Genomic DNA, 17,697 nt, shown 5'->3' with positions numbered 1-17,697 from the left:
AGATATTGTCTTCAAGCTTATTGCCCGGCCTCTTCGGCCAGTTGCAGGAACCTGGCCGCCAGGTCCTGGCCGCCGTTCGGGTCCCGGGAGACCAGCAGCACGGTGTCGTCCCCGGCGATGGTCCCCAGGATGGACGGCATCACCGAGTGGTCGATGGCCAGCGCCAGGAAATTGGCGGCTCCGGGCGGCGTGCGGAGCACGGCGATATTGGCCGAGGCCTCCGCGGTGACCAGGAGCTCACTGCAGAGCCGCGCCAGCCGGGCGTCCAGGATTTCCTGGCTCACCCCGCTCTTGGCGGCCCGCTCGCCGCCCTCGCCGGGGACGGCGTACACCAGCACGCCTTCCTTGCCGCGGACCCGGACCGCGCCGAGTTCCACGAGGTCCCGGGACAGCGTGGCCTGGGTGACCTGCACGCCGTCGTCCGCGAGCAGGGCCGCCAGCTCCGCCTGGGACCGCACGGATTCACCCGTGAGGATGGCCGTGATGCGTGCCTGGCGGGCAGTTTTGGTGGCCGGGCTGGAGCCCGGCACCGCCGGTTGGGCTGACACTAGAACGTGCTCTCTCCGGTGCCTTCGACGGGAGCAAGGCCATCCACGAAGGCCAGGCCGGACCGGTGCATCAGCCAGGCCATCAGGGCCTTCTGGGCGTGGAGCCGGTTTTCGGCTTCGTCCCAGACGATGGATTGCGGGCCGTCGATGACGCCGGCGGAGATTTCGTAGCCGCGGTAGGCAGGGAGGCAGTGAAGCACGACGGCGTCTTCCGCAGCCTGTGCCATGGCCTCCTCATCGACGGAGTACTCGCGGAACAGCTGCAGCCGGGCTTCCTTCTCGGCTTCCTGGCCCATGGACACCCAGGTGTCTGTTGCGACGACGTCGGCCCCTTTCAGCGCCGCCGCGGCGTCCGTGGTGATCAGGACTGAACCGCCGGTCTCTGCCGCACGTTCCTGCGCTTCGGCCACCACGTCATCGGCCGGGAGGTATCCTTCGGGCCCGGCGATCCGGACGTGCATGCCGGCCGTGACGCCGGCCAGGAGGTAGGAGTTGGCCATGTTGTTGGCGGCGTCCCCGAGGTAGCTCATGGTGAGGCCCTTGAGTTCGCCCTTGTGTTCCTTCACGGCCAGCAGGTCCGCGAGCAGCTGGCAGGGGTGGTAGTCATCGCACAGGGCGTTGATCACCGGCACCGCGGAGTTTTCCGCCATCGCCACCAGGCCGGCGTGCGGACCGGTCCGCCAGACGATGGTGGAGACCATGCGCTCCAGGACCTTGGCGGTGTCCTCCACGGATTCCTTGTGGCCGATCTGGGCTTCGCCGGGATTGATGATCAGGGCGTTGCCGCCCATGTCCGCGATGCCGGTGGCAAACGAGACCCGGGTCCGGGTGGAGGTCTTGTCGAAGATCACGGCAACGGTCTTGCGGCCGCTTCCCGTTGCGGCGAACGGCTGGACGCTGTACGGATCGGCCTTCATGCGGATGGCAAGGTCCAGGACCTCCGCCTGCTCGGCGGGGCTGAGGTCTGTGTCCTTGAGGAAGTGCCGGGTGGTGCCGGTGGCTGTTGTCACTGGGCGTCCTTAGCTGCTTGGAGGATGGCCGGGAATGCGGCGAGGAAGGTGTCAGCCTGTGCACTGGTGAGGACCAGCGGCGGCGCCAGGCGGATGGTGCGCGGACCGGGGCTGTTGACGATGAAGCCGGCGTCAAGGCCAGCCTGCACCACGGCCGGTGCCACGTCCGCATCCAGGTCGAAGCCGATCAGGAGGCCTTCGCCCCGGACTTCGATGACGCCCGGGATGACGGCCAGCGCTGAACGCAGGTGCTCCCCCACCGAGGCGACGTTCGCCAGGACATCCTGGCTTTCGATGGCATGCAGGGTGGCGAGTGCTGCCGCAGTGGCCACGGGGTTGCCGCCGAAGGTGGTGCCGTGCTGGCCTGCACTCAACAACGACGACGTCCCCTCACCAAAGGTGATCAGCGCGCCGATCGGGAATCCGCCACCCAGGCCCTTGGCCAGGGTGACCGCGTCCGGCATGATCCCGGCGTCCTCGCTGGCCAGCCATTTGCCGGTCCGGCCGATACCGGTCTGCACCTCATCGAGGATGAGCAGGGCGCCGGTGCGGGCGGTCAGTTCCCGTGCAGCCTTCAGGTATCCGGGCGGCAGGGGACGGACCCCGGCCTCGCCCTGGATCGGTTCGAGGAACACTGCGGCCACGGTTTCGTCAACGGCTGCCTTCAGGGCTTCGATGTCGCCGAACGGGATGTGCACCACGCCGCCGGGCAGGGGCTCGAACGGCGCGCGGTAGGCCTCTTTTGCCGTCAGCGCCAGGGCGCCCATGGTCCGGCCGTGGAAGGCACCTTCGAGCGCGATGATTTTGGTCCGTTTGGTCTCAACGCCGCCCGAGTTGCGGCGCGCCAGCTTGAAGGCGGCCTCGTTGGCCTCGGTTCCGGAGTTGGTGAAGAACACCTTGGATCCGGCCGGCGCGTTGCTGAGGGCCAGGAGCTTTTCGGCCAGCGCGATCTGGGTGGGGCTGGTGAAGAAGTTGGACACGTGCCCCAGCGTGGCCAGCTGGCTGGAAATAACCGAGGTGACGAACGGGTTGGCATGGCCCAACGCGTTGACCGCGATCCCGCCCAGCAGGTCCAGGTATTCCTTGCCGTCGGCGTCCCACACGAGACAGCCGGCACCGCGGACCAGCACGCGCTGCGGGGTGCCGAACACGCCCATCAAGGAGGTGGAATAGCGGGCCAGCCACTCGGATCCGCTTCTCGTTCCAGTCATAACGGAAGCTTTGGAGGCCGGACCGGCGATGGGGGCCCGGGAGTGGTCGGGCACCGCGAAGCGGGCGGGGCCCCCATCGCCGGCCGGACTCACCCCAAAAGTTTCGTTCATGCGTTCATCTCCTCGTCGGGGACGACCTGTGTGCCAATGCCCGCCGTCGTAAATGTTTCCAGAAGCATGGAGTGGGGCAGGCGCCCGTCCACTATGTGCGCGCGTTCCACTCCCTCGTCGATGGCCTTGAGGCAGGCGGCCATCTTGGGGATCATGCCCGATTCGAGTTTGGGAAGCATGTCCCGCAGCTCCGAGGCCGTCAGCGAGGAAATCAGGGAGGACTTGTCGGGCCAGTTGGCATACAGGCCTTCAACGTCCGTCAGGATGACCAGCTTGGAGGCGCCCAGCGCCGAGGCGACGGCCGCAGCAGCGGTGTCGGCGTTAACGTTGAGGACCTGGCCCGTGGGCTGGAAGCGTGCAGTGCCGGCCACGCCGTCACCGCCGTCCACGATCTCCGGGGCAACGGTGGAGATCACCGGGATCCGGCCGGCCTCCAGGATGTCCACAATGCCTGCCGGGTCGACGCCGACCACCTCGCCCACCAGCCCGAGGTCCACTTCTTCGCCGTCCACCACTGTCCCGGTTCGGACAGCGCGCAGCAGTCCGCCGTCTTCCCCGGACATGCCCACGGCATAGGGGCCGTGCGAGTTGATCAGGCCCACCAGTTCGCGTCCCACCTGGCCGGTGAGGACCATCCGGACCACGTCCATGGCCTCGGGGGTGGTGACGCGCAGCCCGCCCTTGAACTCGGATTCAATGCCCAGCCGGCCCAGCATGGAGTTGATCTGCGGGCCGCCGCCGTGGACCACCACCGGGTGGATGCCCACGTGGTGGAGGAACACGATGTCCTCGGCGAAGGCGCGGCGGAGCTCGTCGTTGACCATGGCGTTGCCGCCGTACTTGACCACCATGATGGAACCGGCGAACCGCTGGATCCAGGGCAGCGCTTCGATCAGGGTGGCGGCCTTGTCCTGGGCGTCGGACATGCTGGTGGTTTCACGCGTCTGGGTGTTCATGCTGTCACTTTCCGCAACGGTTATTCCGGGGGCGCGGCTCCTAGCTGGAGTAGGCGCTGTTCTCGTGCACGTAGTCGTGGGTGAGGTCGTTCGTCCAGATGGTGGCCTCGGCGTCGCCTGCCTGCAGGTCGATTTCCACGAGTACTTCGCGGGGCTCCAGGTCCACCAGGGCGCGGTCATCGCCGATGCTGCCGTTGCGGCAGATCTGGATTCCGTTCATGGAGACGTTGAGCTGGTCCGGTTCGAAGGCGGCGTCCGTAGTACCCACAGCGGACAGCACCCGCCCCCAGTTCGGATCCTTGCCGAAGATGGCGGCCTTGAAAAGGTTCGACCGGGCCACGGACCGGCTGACGGTCTCTGCGTCCGCCTCGCTTGCCGCGTTGAAGGTACGGATGGCGATGTCGTGGCTGGCACCCTCGGCATCACCAATGAGCTTGCGGGCAAGCTCGGCACACACCTGGGTGAGGCCGGCGCCGAAGGCCTCGGCGGACGGCACGGCGCCGGAGGCGCCGGAGGCCAGGAGCACCACGGTGTCGTTGGTGGACATGCAGCCGTCGGAGTCCGCGCGGTCGAAGGTGACCCGCGTGGCGTCGCGCAGGACGACGTCGAGCATTTCCTGCTCCACTACCGCATCCGTGGTGAGGACCACCAGCATGGTGGCCAGGCCGGGGGCCAGCATGCCGGCACCCTTGGCGATGCCGCCGATGCTGAATTCCTGGCCGTCCGCGTCGGTGCCGATGAACAGCGCCGCCTTGGGAACGGAGTCTGTAGTCATGATGGCGGTGGCAGCGTCCGGTCCGCCGTCGGTGCTGAGGGCTTTGGCGGCTGCCTCAACGCCGGGGAGGATTTTGTCCATGGGCAGCTGCTCGCCGATCAGACCGGTGGAGCAGACGAACACATCGGTGGCCGAGATGCCCAGGACTTCGGCCACTTTTTCGGCCGTGCTGTGGGTGTTCTGGAAGCCGGTGGGTCCGGTGCAGGCGTTGGCTCCGCCGGAGTTGAGGATCACGGCGTCCACCCGGCCGTCGGAGACCACCTGGCGGGACCAGTGGACCGGGGCCGCAGCAACGCGGTTGCTGGTGAACACCGCGGCAGCGGCTTTTGCGGGGCCGTCGTTGACCACCAGGGCAAGGTCCGGGTTGCCGGAGGCTTTCAATCCGGCGGTGACGCCGGCGGCCCGGAAGCCAAGGGGTGCGGTAACGGTCACGGGGCTACTCCCTGCAGGTCAAGGCCGGCAGTTTCCGCCAGGCCGAGTGCGATGTTCATGGACTGGACGGCGCCGCCGGCGGTCCCTTTGGTGAGGTTGTCGATGACACAGGTGACAATCACGCGGCCGGTGTGCGCGTCAAAGGCAAGCTGCATGGCCGCGTGGTTGGACCCCTGGACGGCCTTAGTGGCGGGCCACTGGCCTTCGGGCAGGACGTGCACAAACGGTTCGTCGTCGTACGCGTCGGTCCAGGCCTGGCGCAGCTGTTCGGCGGAAGTGCCGGGTTTAACCCTGGCAGTGGCGGTGGTGAGGATCCCGCGGCTCATGGGCGCAAGTGTGGGAGTGAAGGAAACAGTCACTTGCTGCCCCGCCGCATTGGACAGGCCCTGTTCGATTTCGGGCGTGTGCCGGTGTCCACCGCCCACACCGTAGGGGCTCATGGAGCCCATGACCTCGGAGCCGATCAGGTTCACTTTTGCTGCCTTGCCCGCGCCGGAGGTGCCGGAGGCGGAAACGATGACGACGTCGTCGGGCTCGAGGAGGTGCGCTGCGAACCCCGGCGTGAGGGCCAGTAGGGCCGACGTCGGGTAGCAGCCGGGCACGGCGATGCGGCTGGCGCCTTTGAGCGCTTCACGCTGTCCCGGCAGTTCCGGCAGGCCGTAGGGCCAGGTTCCGGCATGGGCTGAACCGTAGAACTTCTCCCAGGCTGCAGGGTCCTCCAGGCGGTGGTCGGCGCCGGCGTCGATCACCACCGTGCCTTCCGGAAGCTGGGCAGCAATCTCGGCGGAGGCGCCGTGCGGCAGTGCGAGGAAGACCACGTCGTGGCCGGAGAGGTTCTCCACCGTGGTGTCCTCCAGGATGCGGCTGGACAGTCCGTGCAGGTGCGGCTGCAGCTCGCCGAGGCGCGAACCGGCATTGCTGTGCGCTGTGATGGCCCCGATGGTCACATCCGGGTGGCCCGCGAGGAGGCGAAGGACCTCTCCCCCGGCGTAGCCGCTGGCGCCTGAGACTGCAACAGAAATAGTCATGGTTCCACCTTACAGCAAAAGTATTCACTGGTCCCGATATTTATGCATGCACGGCATTCCTCCTCAGACTTTACGGCCGAAGGCCTGCCGTATCCTGAGTAGAGGGTGATCCTGACCGTGCAGTCCGAATGTCGGCTGCAATGTTGCCCGCAACAGTCACGAGGCGTCTTTGACCACCACCCTACCCACTTCCGTCCGCCGTGGCCCGCGTGTCCGGCAGCCGAACGCCGTAGTCCTGAGCTACTCCGAACTCTTGAAAGCCGTCAAAGCCGAAGGCCTACTGGAACGGCGCGTCGGTTTCTACGCCACACTGTTCTCGGTCCTGGTCCTCCTCATGGCAGCCGCATGGTTCGGCTTCGCCCTGATCGGGGACAGCTGGTTCCAACTGCTGATTGCGGCCGCCGTCGGCGTTCTCTGCACGCAGCTCAGTTTTCTGGCCCACGAGGCCGGCCATCGGCAGATCTTTGCCTCCCGTCGCGCCAACGACTGGTCTGCGCGCCTGCTGGCCACATCCGTGGCGGGCATCAGTTATTCCTGGTGGGAACAAAAGCACGGCGCGCACCACAACCACCCCAACGTGGTTTCCAAGGACCCGGACATCGCCACCGGCGCGATCGCCTTCCATGCGGAGGGCGCTGCCACCAGGCAGGGCCCGCTGTCCTTCCTGACCCGGAAACAGGGCTGGTTCTTCTTTCCCCTGCTCCTGCTCGTTGGGCTGGGCCTGCAGATAGATTCCGTGCGCTTCATTGTGCGCAGGGCAAAAGTGACGCACCGCTGGGTGGAGATTCCCATCCTCGCCGTCCGGCTGGCCCTGCTCCCGGTCCTGGCCTTCACCTTCCTGCCGCCGGGAATGGCGGCCGCTTTCATCGTCGTCCAGCTGGCGGTGTTCGGTTTTTACATGGGCGCCTCGTTTGCCCCCAATCACAAGGGCATGCCTGTCCTGCCTGCGGACAGCAGGGTGGACTTCTTCAGCCGGCAGGTCCTGACCTCACGGAACATTTCCGGCGGACGGTTTATGGACATCCTGCTGGGCGGGCTGAACCGCCAGGCGGAACACCACCTCTTCCCGGACATGGCACGGCCTCAGCTGGACCGGGCGGCCGCCATTGTTCGTGAGTATTGCAGCAAGCACCAGGTTCCCTATACAGAGACCACTTTGCTGCAGTCCTACGGCATCATCGTGCGCTACCTCAACGAAGTGGGGCTTGCGGCAGGACGCCACTTCGAGTGCCCCATGGCAACGGTTACGCGCCGCTACTGAACAGGCCCGCCGCGACGCAGGTGGAGCCTAGGATGGGTGAACCGGGCCAGGAAATCCCCGCCCGTGGAAGGAACCCATGACGCATGCAATTGTCGCCGGGCAAGCCGGCGGTCCCGAAGTCCTCTCCTATGTTCCGGTTGAGCGTCCTGTTCCCGGCCCTGGGCAGCTGCTGGTCAAGGTGGCAGCGGCGGGAGTGAACTTCATTGACACCTACAAGCGCAGCGGCGTGTACAAGGTGCCGTATCCCTTCATCCCCGGTTCCGAGGCGGCCGGAACGGTGGAGGAGGTCGGTGAGGGCGTCACAGCCTTTGTTACCGGCGACCGCGTTGCCACCGCCGAAGGCCAGGACTGCTATGCGGGTTATGCCCTTGTGGAGGCTGACAAAGCTCTGCCCGTGCCTGACGGCCTTGATGATTTCACGGCCGCCGCCCTCCCGCTGCAGGGCCTGACCGCCCACTACCTGATCAACTCCACCTTCAAGGTGGAGGCCGGCCATAACGTCCTGCTGCACGCCGGCGCCGGCGGAGTGGGGCTCCTGTTGATCCAGCTCCTGAAGGCAAAGGGCGCCCGAGTGATCACCACGGTATCCACCGACGAAAAGGAAGCCCTCGCCCTCGACGCCGGGGCGGACCATGTCCTGCGCTACGACGGCTTCGCTGATCGGGTCCGAGACCTCACGGACGGCCGCGGCGTGGACGTTGCCTACGACGGCGTGGGCAAGGACACCTTCGACGGTTCGCTCAGCTCATTGCGGGTGCGCGGCACTTTGGCTTTGTTCGGCGCTGCTTCGGGTCCTGTCCCGCCCGTGGATCCGCAGCGGCTCAATGCCGGCGGATCGCTGTTCCTGACCAGGCCTACCATGGGGCACTATCTGCAGGACGCAGCAGAACGCCGCTGGCGGTCGGACGAGATCTTTGCAGCGGCCGCCGCCGGCTCCCTCAAGGTCCGGATCGGCGCACGCTACCCGCTGTCCCAGGCGGGCCAGGCGCACCGCGACCTTGAGGGCCGGAAGACCACCGGAAAGGTCCTCCTGGTCCCCTAGCAGGCATCAGCTGACATACAGAAAGGTCCCCGCGGCCAGGATGAACTCATCCGGGCAGCGGGGACCTTCCGCGTGTTAAGGCTGCGCTGCCTACCGCTGCACCGCGCCGAAGCGTTCAGCGGCGAGGGCCACCGCGCTTTCCCGTGCAGCCGATGCTTCATCGGCAGTCAGGGTGCGGTCATCGGCACGGAACCTGAGTCCGAAGGCCAGCGATTTTTTGCCTTCCTCGATCCCCTTGCCGGCGTAGACGTCAAAGAGTGCAACGTCTTCCAGGAGTTCGCCGGCGCCTTCCCGGAGTGCGGCAAGCACGTCGTCGGCCGGGATGTCCGCAGGAACCACGAGCGCCACGTCCTGGGTGGCCACCGGGAACGAAGAGATGTGGCGGGCCACAATCACATCGGGCGCGGCGTCGAACAGTGCGTCGGCGTTGAGCTCCAGGGCCACGGACCGGGCCGGCATGTCCGATGCCGCCAGCAGCTTGGGGTGCAGCTCGCCGGCGTAGCCCACCAGTTCTCCGGTGCGCAGGGAGAGCCTGGCCGTCCGGCCGGGGTGGAATGCCTGGTGGCTTCCCTGGCTGACCACGAGCTCCACGCCCAGGACGTCACCGGCAAGCCGGGCGATGTCCAGGGCGTCAGCCCAGTCCCACACACGCGGAGCGTGCGCGGCGGCGGCCGGCGAATCATGCCCGGTGAGGACCACGGCGACGTGGAACGGCTGGGCGGGGACGCCGTCGTACAGGGCATCCAGCACCTCATCGGAAGGCTTCATGCCCAGCGGCGGGATGGATTCGGTACCCATCTTCTCGGCGGGCAGGAACACCAGGCCGGACTCGTAAAGCGCCAGGTCGCGGAAGCCGCGCGAGTGGTTCCGCTTGGCCACCTCGATGAGCCCGGGCAGGACGGAGGTCCGCAGGAAGCCCTGCTCCTCGCTGATCGGGTTGGCCAGCTTCACAGCCGTACGGCCCGCACCCTGTTCCGCCACGCCGAAGGTGTCGTTCGCGGCCTTAGACACAAACGGGTAGGACAGGACCTCGGTGAGGCCCGCATCGGCCAATGCCTGGATGAGGCGGCGGCGCTGCTGCTGCACGCGGGTCAAGCCGCGCCCGGGAGGTGCCACGGGCAGCGTCGCGGGAATCTTGTCGTAGCCCACCAGGCGGGCGATCTCCTCGGAGAGGTCCTCCTTGGTCTCGAGGTCGTTCCGCCAACTGGGGGCAGTGACGCTCCAGCCGCCGTCGTGCTTTACGACTGCAGCGCCGAGGTCCTCGAGGGAGGTGACAATCTGCTCTTCGGTGAAGTCGATGCCGATCCGGGCGGCAGCAAAGTCTGCGGGGAGATCGATGGTCACGGTGTCCGGGGCCGTTCCGACGTCGGTTCCTGCCTCGTCTGCCGTGCCGCCTGCGAGCTCCACGAGCAGGTCCACCACGCGCTGGGCGGCGATGCCGGCCACCTGCCAGTCAACGCCGCGTTCGAAGCGCTTGGACGCTTCGGACGGGAGCTTGTGGCGGCGGCGGGAACGGGAGACGGACACCTCGTCGAAGTGCGCAGCTTCCACCAGGATGTTCGACGTCGTGTCGCCCACCTCGGTGGCCGCACCGCCCATGACGCCGGCGATGCCGATGGCGCCGGAGTCGTCGGTGATCAGCAGGTCCTCGGGGTCAAGGGTGCGCACCTTGTCATCGAGGGTAGTGATCTTCTCGCCGGCCGCGGCACGGCGCACCACGATGTCTCCGGACAGCTTGTCCAGGTCGTAGCAGTGCGTGGGCTGGCCAAGTTCGAGCATCACGTAGTTGGAGATGTCCACCGGCAGGGAGATGGAGCGGATGCCGGCCAGCCGGAGCCGGGACACCATCCACTGCGGGGTGGGCCTGGTGGCGTCCACGCCGCGGACGGTCCGGGCCACGAAGCGGTCGCAGCCCGGCTTGCCGTAGATGGGCGCGTCGTCGTTGAGCTTGACGCCGTAGCCGCCGGCGAGCGCCGCGGGAGCCGTTACGCGGGACGCGGGATCGGTGAAAGTCGTGCCGGTGGCGTGCGCGTATTCGCGTGCCACGCCACGGATGGAGAAGGCGTAGCCGCGGTCCGGGGTGACGTTGATTTCGGCGGCTTCGTCGTAGAGGCCCAGCAGTTCCATGGCGTCGGTGCCGATTTCGGGGTCCAGCCCAATGCGGGACAGCACCAGGATGCCGTCGTGGTCCTCGCCGATGCCCAGTTCGCGGACGGAGGCGATCATGCCGGCGGAGAGGTGGCCGTAAGTTTTGCGCGCGGAGATGTGGAAGTCGCCCGGCAGCACGGCGCCCGGCAGCGTGACCACCACTTTGTCGCCCTCAACGAAGTTGTGGGCGCCGCAGATGATGCCCTGCACGCCGGAGGGGTCGATGCCCTTGCCGGTGAGCGTCTGCTCCTGCCCCTCGGGGACAACGCGGACCTGGCACCAGTTGATGGTTTTGCCGTTGGTCTGCGGTTCTTTGACCAGGCTCAGGACCTGGCCCACCACAATGGGACCCTTCAGGGTGTCCGTGGGACGGTGGACGTCTTCTTCCTCAAAGCCCACCTTGACCAGTTCGGCCATCACGTCTTCGGCCGTTGCTCCGGCCGGTACCTCCGCGAATTCACGCAGCCAGGAAATTGGGATACGCACTGTTAGATCTCCATCCCGAAGTGCTCGCTGAAACGTACATCGCCTTCGATCATGTCGCGCATGTCGCCGACTTCGTTGCGGAACATCAGGGTCCGCTCGATGCCCATGCCGAAGGCAAAACCTGAATAAACGTCCGGGTCGATGCCCGCGGCGCGGAGCACGTTGGGGTTGACCATGCCGCAGCCGCCCCACTCGATCCAGCGCGGTCCGCCCTTGGCCCCCGGGTGGAAGATGTCCAGCTCGGCGGAAGGCTCGGTGAACGGGAAGTAGTTCGGGCGCAGCCGGATCTGGGCTTCGTCGCCGAACATCTGCCGTGCAAAGTGCTCGAGGGTGCCGCGCAGGTCCGCCATGCTGAGCTTCTTGTCGATGGCCAGGCCCTCGAACTGGTGGAACACCGGCGTGTGCGTGGCATCCAGCTCGTCCGTACGGAATACCTTGCCCGGGCACAGCACATAGATGGGCAGCTCGCGTTCCAGCATGGAGCGAACCTGAACCGGGGAGGTGTGGGTGCGCATCAGCAGGTGTGCCTCGGGCGGCTCCACGAAGAAGGTGTCCTGCATTTCGCGGGCGGGGTGGTCCGGCTTGAAGTTCAGGGCATCGAAGTTGAACCACTCCGATTCGACTTCCGGTCCTTCAGCGATTTCCCAGCCCATGCCCACGAAGATGTCCGCGACGCGGTCCTGCAGGGTGGACAGGGGGTGCCGGGCACCAGCACGACGGCGGCGGGGCGCGGCAGTGACGTCAACGGTCTCTTCGAGGAGGATCCGGGCGTCGTTTTCGGCTTCCAGCTCTGCCGTGCGGTCCGCGAGCGCCTTGTTAACCCGGCCGCGCGAAGCGCCCATGAGCTTTCCGGCGATGGCCTTCTGGTCCTTGGGCAGCTTGCCGATTTCGCGGTTGGCAAGGCTCAGCGGCGATTTCTCACCGGTGTGCGCGAGCCTCACCGCCTTCAGCTCATCAAGGGTGGCCGCGCCGGCGATGGCGGCGATGGCCTGGTCTACAGCGGCAGTAATGGCGGCTTCATCCGTTGGGTTCGGGATGGCGGCGCCCGGCAAAGTTTCAGTCATCTACTGTTCTTAGCTACGAGTCGTGGCTGCCGGCGGGCATTTCCGGTTTCCCGGCAGCGCTTCCGCTGGCAGGTCATGGATGAATGCCCTCAATTTCAGTTCATTCAATGACCAGGTCAGGGCACACCGGAAAATCCGGCTGCCACTGCCCTCCAGTCTAATTGAACCGTCCGGCTACCATGGCCTCATGACACCACGGAAGCCTTCGGCGCTTCGGCGGCCGCTGACAGCTCCACAGGTTGTGCGGGTGGTTGCGAACGCCGTCAACGGCAGCACCGTACTGGGTCTCGCCGTGGCCGCGTTGTCCCGGACGGATGTCGGCCGGGGCCCGCGGGGGCTCATCATCGCCGGCGGGTACCGGTGGCGCCTGCCGTTTGCCAGTGCGTTCACCCTGGGGAATGTGGTCTTGTGCCGCTGCACCGGTGAGGACCTGCTGTCCCGGCCGGGGCTGCTGGAGCACGAGGAAAAACACTGTTCCCAGTACGCCTGGTGCCTGGGCGTCCCCTTTCTCCCGCTCTACTTTCTCGCCGCCGGGTGGTCCCTGCTCCGCACCGGCAATCCCGGGACGGGCAACATTTTCGAACGGCAGGCAGGCCTCGTGGCCGGCGGGTACCCGGTGCGCACCGGCCGGCGGCCCCGTCCCCGGCGTCTTCGCCGGCCCCGTACGCCAGGACCTGCCGGAATGGAGGCGTGACCCATGCCGGGCGAAGCCAACCAGAACGCCGACATGACCGGCTCCGATGAGGCGGGCAACGCCGTCGGGCGGGCCACGGATGAGTCCGACGGCGGTGCGGCCGCGGGCACTGTCAGCGTCACCGGGACGGGCTCGGCCGAAGCTGCCCCTGACCTAGTGGTGGTTTCCATCGGAGTGGAATGCCGTGCCGATTCCGTGGCCGCGGCGTGGTCGCGGGCAGGCACCAGTTCCGACGCCGTGGCCTCAACGTTCCGCCGCCACGGTGTTGCGGACGAGGACATCAGGACCTCCGGGCTCAACGTCCGGACAGACCTCGTGTGGCGGGAAGGCGAAGGCCAGTCTGTCACCGGATATGTCGCCGCCAGCAGCCTCACTGTCAGGTTGCGCACTCCCGCGTCCGCCTCGGCAGCGATTTCCGAGGCCGTGGAGGCCGGCGGGAACGACGTCCGGCTCAACGGCCTTGACCTGACGTTTGCGGACGACGCCGAGGTCCGGGCACGTGCCCGGGATGCCGCCTGGGAGGACGCTCTCCGCTCGGCCGAGCAGTTTGCCCGCCTCGCCTCCGCCCGGCTGGGGCGGGTCCTTTCCATCATGGACACCGTGACGCCACAGGCACCGGTGCCCCTCCCCCGGATGCAGCGCGCATCCTCCGTGGAAGCCCTGGCGGTGGAAGCCGGGGAAACGGCAGTGGATATGGGCATCAGGGTGGTTTGGGAGCTCAAGGCGCTGACTTGATCCGCTACCGGTGCCTGCGTGGTTCCTTGACTTAAGTTCGAACATACATTCGAATAGAGTCCATGAGATGGGACGCCCAAGCACTGATGCCGCCGCCGGCCGGAGCAGCCGCCAACGGCGCCTCACCCGCGCTCCTGCCCTTGGCCGGGCTGGTCCGGTCCGTCACCACTCCTGAATTCGCCGGCATCACCTTCCACGAGATCACCGCCAAATCGGTGCTCAACAAGGTGCCGGCCGGCTCCCGCATGCCGTTCGAATGGACCATCAACCCTTACCGGGGGTGCAGCCACGCCTGCGTGTACTGCTTCGCCAGGAAAACCCACACCTACCTCGATTTCGACGCCGGGCAGGACTTCGACAGCCAGGTGGTGGTCAAGGTCAACGCGGCGGAGGTGCTCCGGAAGGAACTGGCCAGGCCGTCCTGGGGCCGGCACCAGGTAGCACTGGGGACCAACACCGACCCCTACCAGCGTGCCGAGGGCCGCTACCGGTTGATGCCCGGGATCATCACAGCACTGGCGGAGTCGGGCACTCCCCTATCCATCCTCACCAAAGGGACCCTCCTGGCCAGGGACATTCCACTGCTGAAAAGCGCCGCTACCCAGGTGCCCGTGGGCCTGGGAATCTCCCTTGCCATGACCAACGAAGCGTTGTCCGAAGCCATCGAACCCGGCACCCCGGGACCCCGCGCCCGGCTCAAGCTGGTCTCCCGGCTGCGCGAGGCGGGCCTTCCCTGCGGTGTCATGGCCATGCCCATCCTGCCCTGGCTCACGGACAATGATGAAGCCCTGGATTCGCTTTTTGCCTCGCTCGCTGCGGCCGGGGCCACCGGTGTGACTGCCGGCGCCCTCTATCTGAAGCCGGGCGGCACCAGGGAGTGGTTTATGAAATGGATCGCAGCCCATCATCCCGGACTGGCAGGCCGCTACGGCCGGCTCTACGGCGCAGGCTACTACGCTTCCAAGGAATACCGGGCCTGGCTTGGCGGCAGGATCCGCTATTTCAAAGCCCGTCACGGTTTCTCCGATTCTTCCGGCTTCAGCCACCGGGACCTGGACGATCCCCGCAACGAAGAAGCGGAGTACCCGGCAGGCATCATCCCGGCCACAAAACCCACAACGGCACCGGACACCCCAACACCCACGACGCAGGCCACCCTGTTTTAGCGCGCCGGGCTGCTGTCAGCGCGTGCCGGCTGCCGGCACTTGGAGTGCTGCCAGCAGCTCCCTGACAATTGGGAAATCGGCCGGAATCCAGGGCAGGCCAAGGACCTCATCCTGGTCGGCCAAGGACACCCATCGAAGTTCGTCGTGGTCCTGAAGGGGCTGTGGCTCGCCTGCCAGGATCTCTGCGAACCAGACACGCATGCTGGCCCGCTCATTCAGCGGCCAGCCGGTGGGAGAGTCCGCGGCAAGCTCAGGGCCAAGGCGCACCCCGATCCCCAGCTCTTCGACCAGCTCCCGGCGGAGCGCCGACTCAGGCTCTTCACCCGGCTCAACTTTGCCTCCGGGGAACTCCCACAGGCCGGCCAGCTTCTCAGGAGCACTGCGGCGGGCCACGAGCAGCAGGGAAGGTTTCGCGAGGCGGTCCACTACAGCTCCGCCCACCACCTGTATCAGTCCAGTCACCGCCCCATTCTATGAGGGACAATGGGAAGGCCCGGGCACTCACTCCGCTTTCCCGGGAATACCTGCACCTTCCCGGGGGTTGTCCCGGTGGTCCAGGCCCTATCCAGCCCCACTGCCGTGGCTGCAGCCCACTTGTATCCCAGCACCTCGAAAAGCAGGCACATGAGCAGCGTCATTCAGTCGCCCCCGGCAACCAGCACCACCTCCCCCAATATCGCAATGGCCATCATTGCGCTGGCCATGGGCGGGGTGGGGATCGGGGTCACAGAGTTCACCATGATGGGCCTGCTGAAGGAAGTGGAACAGGGCCTCACCATCAGCACCCCCGAAGCCGGGCACCTCATCTCCGCTTATGCGCTGGGTGTGGTGGTGGGCGCACCGCTGCTGGCCGCCGTCGGCGCTAAGCTTCCGCGCAAAAACCTGGCCCTCGGCCTGATGCTGTTCTTCACCGTCGCCAACCTGGCCTCTTTCCTGGCCCCCGATTACGGCTCCATGCTGGTTTCACGCTTCGCGGCCGGGCTGCCGCACGGTGCATTCTTTGGTGTTGCTGCCGTCATCGCCGCTTCGCTGGTGCCGCCCACCCGGCGTGGATGGGCGATTTCCATGGTGATGGCGGGGCTGAGCATCTCCAACGTTATCGGCGTCCCGGCGGCAACCTGGGTGGGACAAACCTACGGCTGGCGCCTGCTCTTCATCCTGGTAGGTGCGCTGGGAATGCTCACCCTGGTGCTGATCTGGCGGTTTGTTCCCTTCCAAAAGGCTCATCCGGACGCCAGCATCCGCCGTGAACTTGGGGCGCTGAAGCGGCTCCAGGTCTGGCTCGCCATCCTGATCGGCATCGTGGGCTTTGGCGGCTTCTTCGCCACTTACACATACATTTCCCACACCATGACCAACGTAGCCGGCCTCCCCTCGTCGATGATTCCACTGGTGGTTGCCTTGTACGGGCTTGGCATGGTGGCAGGCAACGTGGTGGGCGGCAGGATTGCGGACAAATCCGTGATGGGAACCCTCTACAGTGTGCTGCCAGCCATCGCCGTGGCCCTGGTGGTGTATGCCATCGCCGCGCACTGGCCTTGGTCAGCCCTGGTGATGGTGTTTGTGGTGGGCGCTGCCGGGTCCATGCTGATACCGGCGCTGCAGACCCGGCTCCTGGACGCCTCCCCGGACGCCCCGTCGCTGGCTTCGTCCCTGAACCACGCAGCCCTGAACGTCGCGAACGCGCTCGGAGCATTCCTGGGCGGCCTGGTCATCGCCTGGGGTTGGGGCTATGTTGCCCCCGCACTGGTGGGAGCGTGCCTGGCCGTATTGGGCCTCGGCGTTGCCGTTGCCAGTGGCATGCTGGAACGCAAAAAACCGCTGGCCGCCTCCTGAAAAGGCGGCCAGCGGCCGGCTGGCATCGTGATGTTTCTGACGGGCAGTTGTCAGGGCCTTGGTGCCGCGGCGGCAGGCTGATGGCCGGCACCTGGGGCATCTGAACGGTGCAGGTCAGGCTCCAGGTAGATCACCCGCGCGATAGGCACTGCTGTCCGGATGCGTGACTCTGCGCTGTCGATTTCCTTGGCGATCTCCTCGCCGGTGGCGTTGCGGTTAATGGCGATTTTGGCCGCCACCAGCAGTTCCTCCGGTCCCAAGTGCAGCGTCTTGAGGTGGATGATCCGGCTTCCGTCGGCCTCGATGGCCTGTGCAATCCGCTCCACGTCATCCCGGGAAGCCGATTCGCCCAGGAGCAGGGACTTCGTCTCCAACGCCAGAATCACGGCAATCGCAACGAGCAGCAGGCCAATCATGGCCGTGCCTGCGGCGTCCCAGAGTCCGTCGCCGGTAACAAGCGTCATGCTGACGCCGATAAGCGCGAACACCAGGCCCAGGAGCGCACCCAGGTCCTCAAGCAGGATGACTGGCAGCTCAGGCTGTTTGGCACTCCGCACAAACTTGGCCCAGGACTGCTGTCCGCGTAGATGGTTCGATTCCTTGATGGCAGTCCGGAACGAGAACGATTCGGCAATGATCGCCCCCACCAGCACCGCCAGGGGAACCCACCAGAAGTCGCCCTCGATGGCGTGCGGGTGCTGAAACTTCTCCCACGCCTCGTAGAGGGCAAAGAGGCCGCCCACGCTGAACAGCACAATGGAAACGATGAAGGCGTAGATATAGCGCTCCCGGCCGTAACCGAACGGGTGTTCAGGGCTGGCAGCCCGTTGTGCCTTCTTGCCGCCCACCAGCAGGAGGATCTGGTTGCCCGAGTCCGCCACCGAGTGGATGGCTTCGGCGAGCATCGACGACGAGCGCGTCAGGAAGTACGCAACAAACTTCAGAAGGGCGATGGTCAGGTTGGCAGCCAGAGCCGCAATAATCGCCTTTGTACCGCCACTTGCAGCCAAGGGGCTTCACCTCTTTTACGGTTTTTGGAACACTACGGAATTTGCGGACCCGGACACCGGCTCCGCCCATAGTTACCGTACCCGCCCCGACAGCCGGCATGCATCCGCGACAGGCCCTAAGCCTGCTGACAAGCAGGGGACCCTATGTTAGCTTGAAGCTCATCGGGAGGGTTTATCCCGGTCA

General features: G+C 66.3%; 16 protein-coding genes. 6 read left to right on the top strand and 10 right to left on the bottom strand.

Annotated elements, in window-relative coordinates:
• Positions 1 to 17 precede the first annotated feature (17 nt).
• The 6 genes from FNL14_RS17895 to argC all read right to left on the bottom strand — a co-directional run bounded on the left by FNL14_RS17895 (position 18) and on the right by argC (position 6,071).
• Positions 18 to 548 carry an arginine repressor gene (locus FNL14_RS17895; protein WP_091418014.1) on the bottom strand — a complete coding sequence of 177 codons (531 nt, stop codon included), beginning with the start codon at positions 546 to 548 and terminating at the stop codon, positions 18 to 20.
• On the bottom strand, positions 548 to 1,558 hold the full coding sequence (gene argF, locus FNL14_RS17890) for an ornithine carbamoyltransferase (RefSeq protein WP_142062689.1): 1,011 nt from the start codon (positions 1,556 to 1,558) through the stop codon (positions 548 to 550). The genes FNL14_RS17895 and argF overlap by 1 nt, the downstream gene beginning before the upstream one ends.
• On the bottom strand, positions 1,555 to 2,769 hold the full coding sequence (locus tag FNL14_RS17885; protein ID WP_142062745.1) for an acetylornithine transaminase: 1,215 nt from the start codon (positions 2,767 to 2,769) through the stop codon (positions 1,555 to 1,557). The genes argF and FNL14_RS17885 overlap by 4 nt, the downstream gene beginning before the upstream one ends.
• 107 nt (positions 2,770 to 2,876) lie before the next feature.
• Entirely contained in the window at positions 2,877 to 3,836 is a 960-nt protein-coding gene (argB, locus tag FNL14_RS17880; RefSeq protein ID WP_050055635.1) for an acetylglutamate kinase, read from the bottom strand.
• A gap of 40 nt (positions 3,837 to 3,876) precedes the next feature.
• Positions 3,877 to 5,043: a bifunctional glutamate N-acetyltransferase/amino-acid acetyltransferase ArgJ gene (gene argJ / locus FNL14_RS17875; RefSeq protein ID WP_142062686.1), complete on the bottom strand. Its 1,167-nt coding sequence runs from the start codon at positions 5,041 to 5,043 to the stop codon at positions 3,877 to 3,879.
• Entirely contained in the window at positions 5,040 to 6,071 is a 1,032-nt protein-coding gene (argC, locus tag FNL14_RS17870) for an N-acetyl-gamma-glutamyl-phosphate reductase (protein ID WP_142062683.1), read from the bottom strand. Before argC ends, argJ begins: the two co-directional genes overlap by 4 nt.
• A 169-nt stretch (positions 6,072 to 6,240) precedes the next feature.
• Between argC and FNL14_RS17865 the strand changes: the two genes are divergently transcribed.
• Together FNL14_RS17865 and FNL14_RS17860 are read left to right on the top strand one after the other, a co-directional pair.
• The gene (locus FNL14_RS17865; RefSeq protein ID WP_142062680.1) at positions 6,241 to 7,332 is read left to right on the top strand and encodes an acyl-CoA desaturase; all 1,092 of its coding nucleotides are present in this window, start codon (positions 6,241 to 6,243) and stop codon (positions 7,330 to 7,332) included.
• Between the two features lie 76 nt (positions 7,333 to 7,408).
• Positions 7,409 to 8,374 carry a quinone oxidoreductase gene (locus tag FNL14_RS17860; RefSeq protein ID WP_142062678.1) on the top strand — a complete coding sequence of 322 codons (966 nt, stop codon included), beginning with the start codon at positions 7,409 to 7,411 and terminating at the stop codon, positions 8,372 to 8,374.
• A 90-nt stretch (positions 8,375 to 8,464) separates the two neighbouring features.
• Here FNL14_RS17860 and pheT read toward each other — a convergent pair whose 3' ends face one another.
• On the bottom strand, positions 8,465 to 11,008 hold the full coding sequence (pheT, locus tag FNL14_RS17855) for a phenylalanine--tRNA ligase subunit beta (protein WP_142062675.1): 2,544 nt from the start codon (positions 11,006 to 11,008) through the stop codon (positions 8,465 to 8,467).
• A gap of 2 nt (positions 11,009 to 11,010) precedes the next feature.
• Positions 11,011 to 12,072, bottom strand: coding sequence for a phenylalanine--tRNA ligase subunit alpha (gene pheS, locus FNL14_RS17850; RefSeq protein WP_142062672.1), 1,062 nt, complete (start codon positions 12,070 to 12,072; stop codon positions 11,011 to 11,013).
• Between the two features lie 187 nt (positions 12,073 to 12,259).
• On the opposite strand from pheS, the gene FNL14_RS17845 reads away from it, so the two are divergent.
• The 3 genes from FNL14_RS17845 (at position 12,260) to FNL14_RS17835 (ending at position 14,667) form a co-directional block, all read left to right on the top strand.
• Positions 12,260 to 12,766, top strand: a complete 507-nt coding sequence (locus FNL14_RS17845; protein WP_255470903.1) for a hypothetical protein — start codon at positions 12,260 to 12,262, stop codon at positions 12,764 to 12,766.
• 3 nt (positions 12,767 to 12,769) lie between these two features.
• On the top strand, positions 12,770 to 13,501 hold the full coding sequence (locus tag FNL14_RS17840; protein ID WP_255470902.1) for an SIMPL domain-containing protein: 732 nt from the start codon (positions 12,770 to 12,772) through the stop codon (positions 13,499 to 13,501).
• A 62-nt stretch (positions 13,502 to 13,563) separates the two neighbouring features.
• A complete protein-coding gene (locus FNL14_RS17835; RefSeq protein ID WP_142062669.1) occupies positions 13,564 to 14,667 on the top strand; it encodes an Rv2578c family radical SAM protein in 1,104 nt (367 codons plus the stop codon).
• Positions 14,668 to 14,682: 15 nt separating this feature from the next.
• On the opposite strand, the gene FNL14_RS17830 is transcribed toward FNL14_RS17835, so the two are convergent.
• Positions 14,683 to 15,129 carry a (deoxy)nucleoside triphosphate pyrophosphohydrolase gene (locus FNL14_RS17830; protein WP_091418037.1) on the bottom strand — a complete coding sequence of 149 codons (447 nt, stop codon included), beginning with the start codon at positions 15,127 to 15,129 and terminating at the stop codon, positions 14,683 to 14,685.
• A 162-nt stretch (positions 15,130 to 15,291) separates the two neighbouring features.
• On the opposite strand from FNL14_RS17830, the gene FNL14_RS17825 reads away from it, so the two are divergent.
• On the top strand, positions 15,292 to 16,503 hold the full coding sequence (locus FNL14_RS17825; protein ID WP_142062666.1) for an MFS transporter: 1,212 nt from the start codon (positions 15,292 to 15,294) through the stop codon (positions 16,501 to 16,503).
• Positions 16,504 to 16,553: 50 nt separating this feature from the next.
• Here FNL14_RS17825 and FNL14_RS17820 read toward each other — a convergent pair whose 3' ends face one another.
• A complete protein-coding gene (locus tag FNL14_RS17820; RefSeq protein WP_142062663.1) occupies positions 16,554 to 17,513 on the bottom strand; it encodes a cation diffusion facilitator family transporter in 960 nt (319 codons plus the stop codon).
• Between the last annotated feature and the right edge of the window lie 184 nt (positions 17,514 to 17,697).

Origin of the sequence: Pseudarthrobacter sp. B4EP4b, assembly GCF_006680095.1 — a bacterium.
Lineage (GTDB): Bacteria > Actinomycetota > Actinomycetes > Actinomycetales > Micrococcaceae > Arthrobacter.
Note: the sequence above shows the minus strand (reverse complement) of the source record. Positions and strands in the feature narration are given on the sequence as shown.

What these genes read in the sequence shown, in the direction of transcription:
- FNL14_RS17885 (WP_142062745.1), bottom strand. Translation starts at nt 2,769, where the DNA reads ATGACTGGAACGAGAAGCGGATCCGAGTGGCTGGCCCGCTATTCCACC.
- FNL14_RS17825 (WP_142062666.1), top strand. Translation starts at nt 15,292, where the DNA reads ATGAGCAGCGTCATTCAGTCGCCCCCGGCAACCAGCACCACCTCCCCC.
- pheS (WP_142062672.1), bottom strand. Translation starts at nt 12,072, where the DNA reads ATGACTGAAACTTTGCCGGGCGCCGCCATCCCGAACCCAACGGATGAA.
- argB (WP_050055635.1), bottom strand. Translation starts at nt 3,836, where the DNA reads ATGAACACCCAGACGCGTGAAACCACCAGCATGTCCGACGCCCAGGAC.
- FNL14_RS17845 (WP_255470903.1), top strand. Translation starts at nt 12,260, where the DNA reads ATGACACCACGGAAGCCTTCGGCGCTTCGGCGGCCGCTGACAGCTCCA.
- argC (WP_142062683.1), bottom strand. Translation starts at nt 6,071, where the DNA reads ATGACTATTTCTGTTGCAGTCTCAGGCGCCAGCGGCTACGCCGGGGGA.
- FNL14_RS17860 (WP_142062678.1), top strand. Translation starts at nt 7,409, where the DNA reads ATGACGCATGCAATTGTCGCCGGGCAAGCCGGCGGTCCCGAAGTCCTC.
- FNL14_RS17840 (WP_255470902.1), top strand. Translation starts at nt 12,770, where the DNA reads ATGCCGGGCGAAGCCAACCAGAACGCCGACATGACCGGCTCCGATGAG.
- FNL14_RS17835 (WP_142062669.1), top strand. Translation starts at nt 13,564, where the DNA reads ATGAGATGGGACGCCCAAGCACTGATGCCGCCGCCGGCCGGAGCAGCC.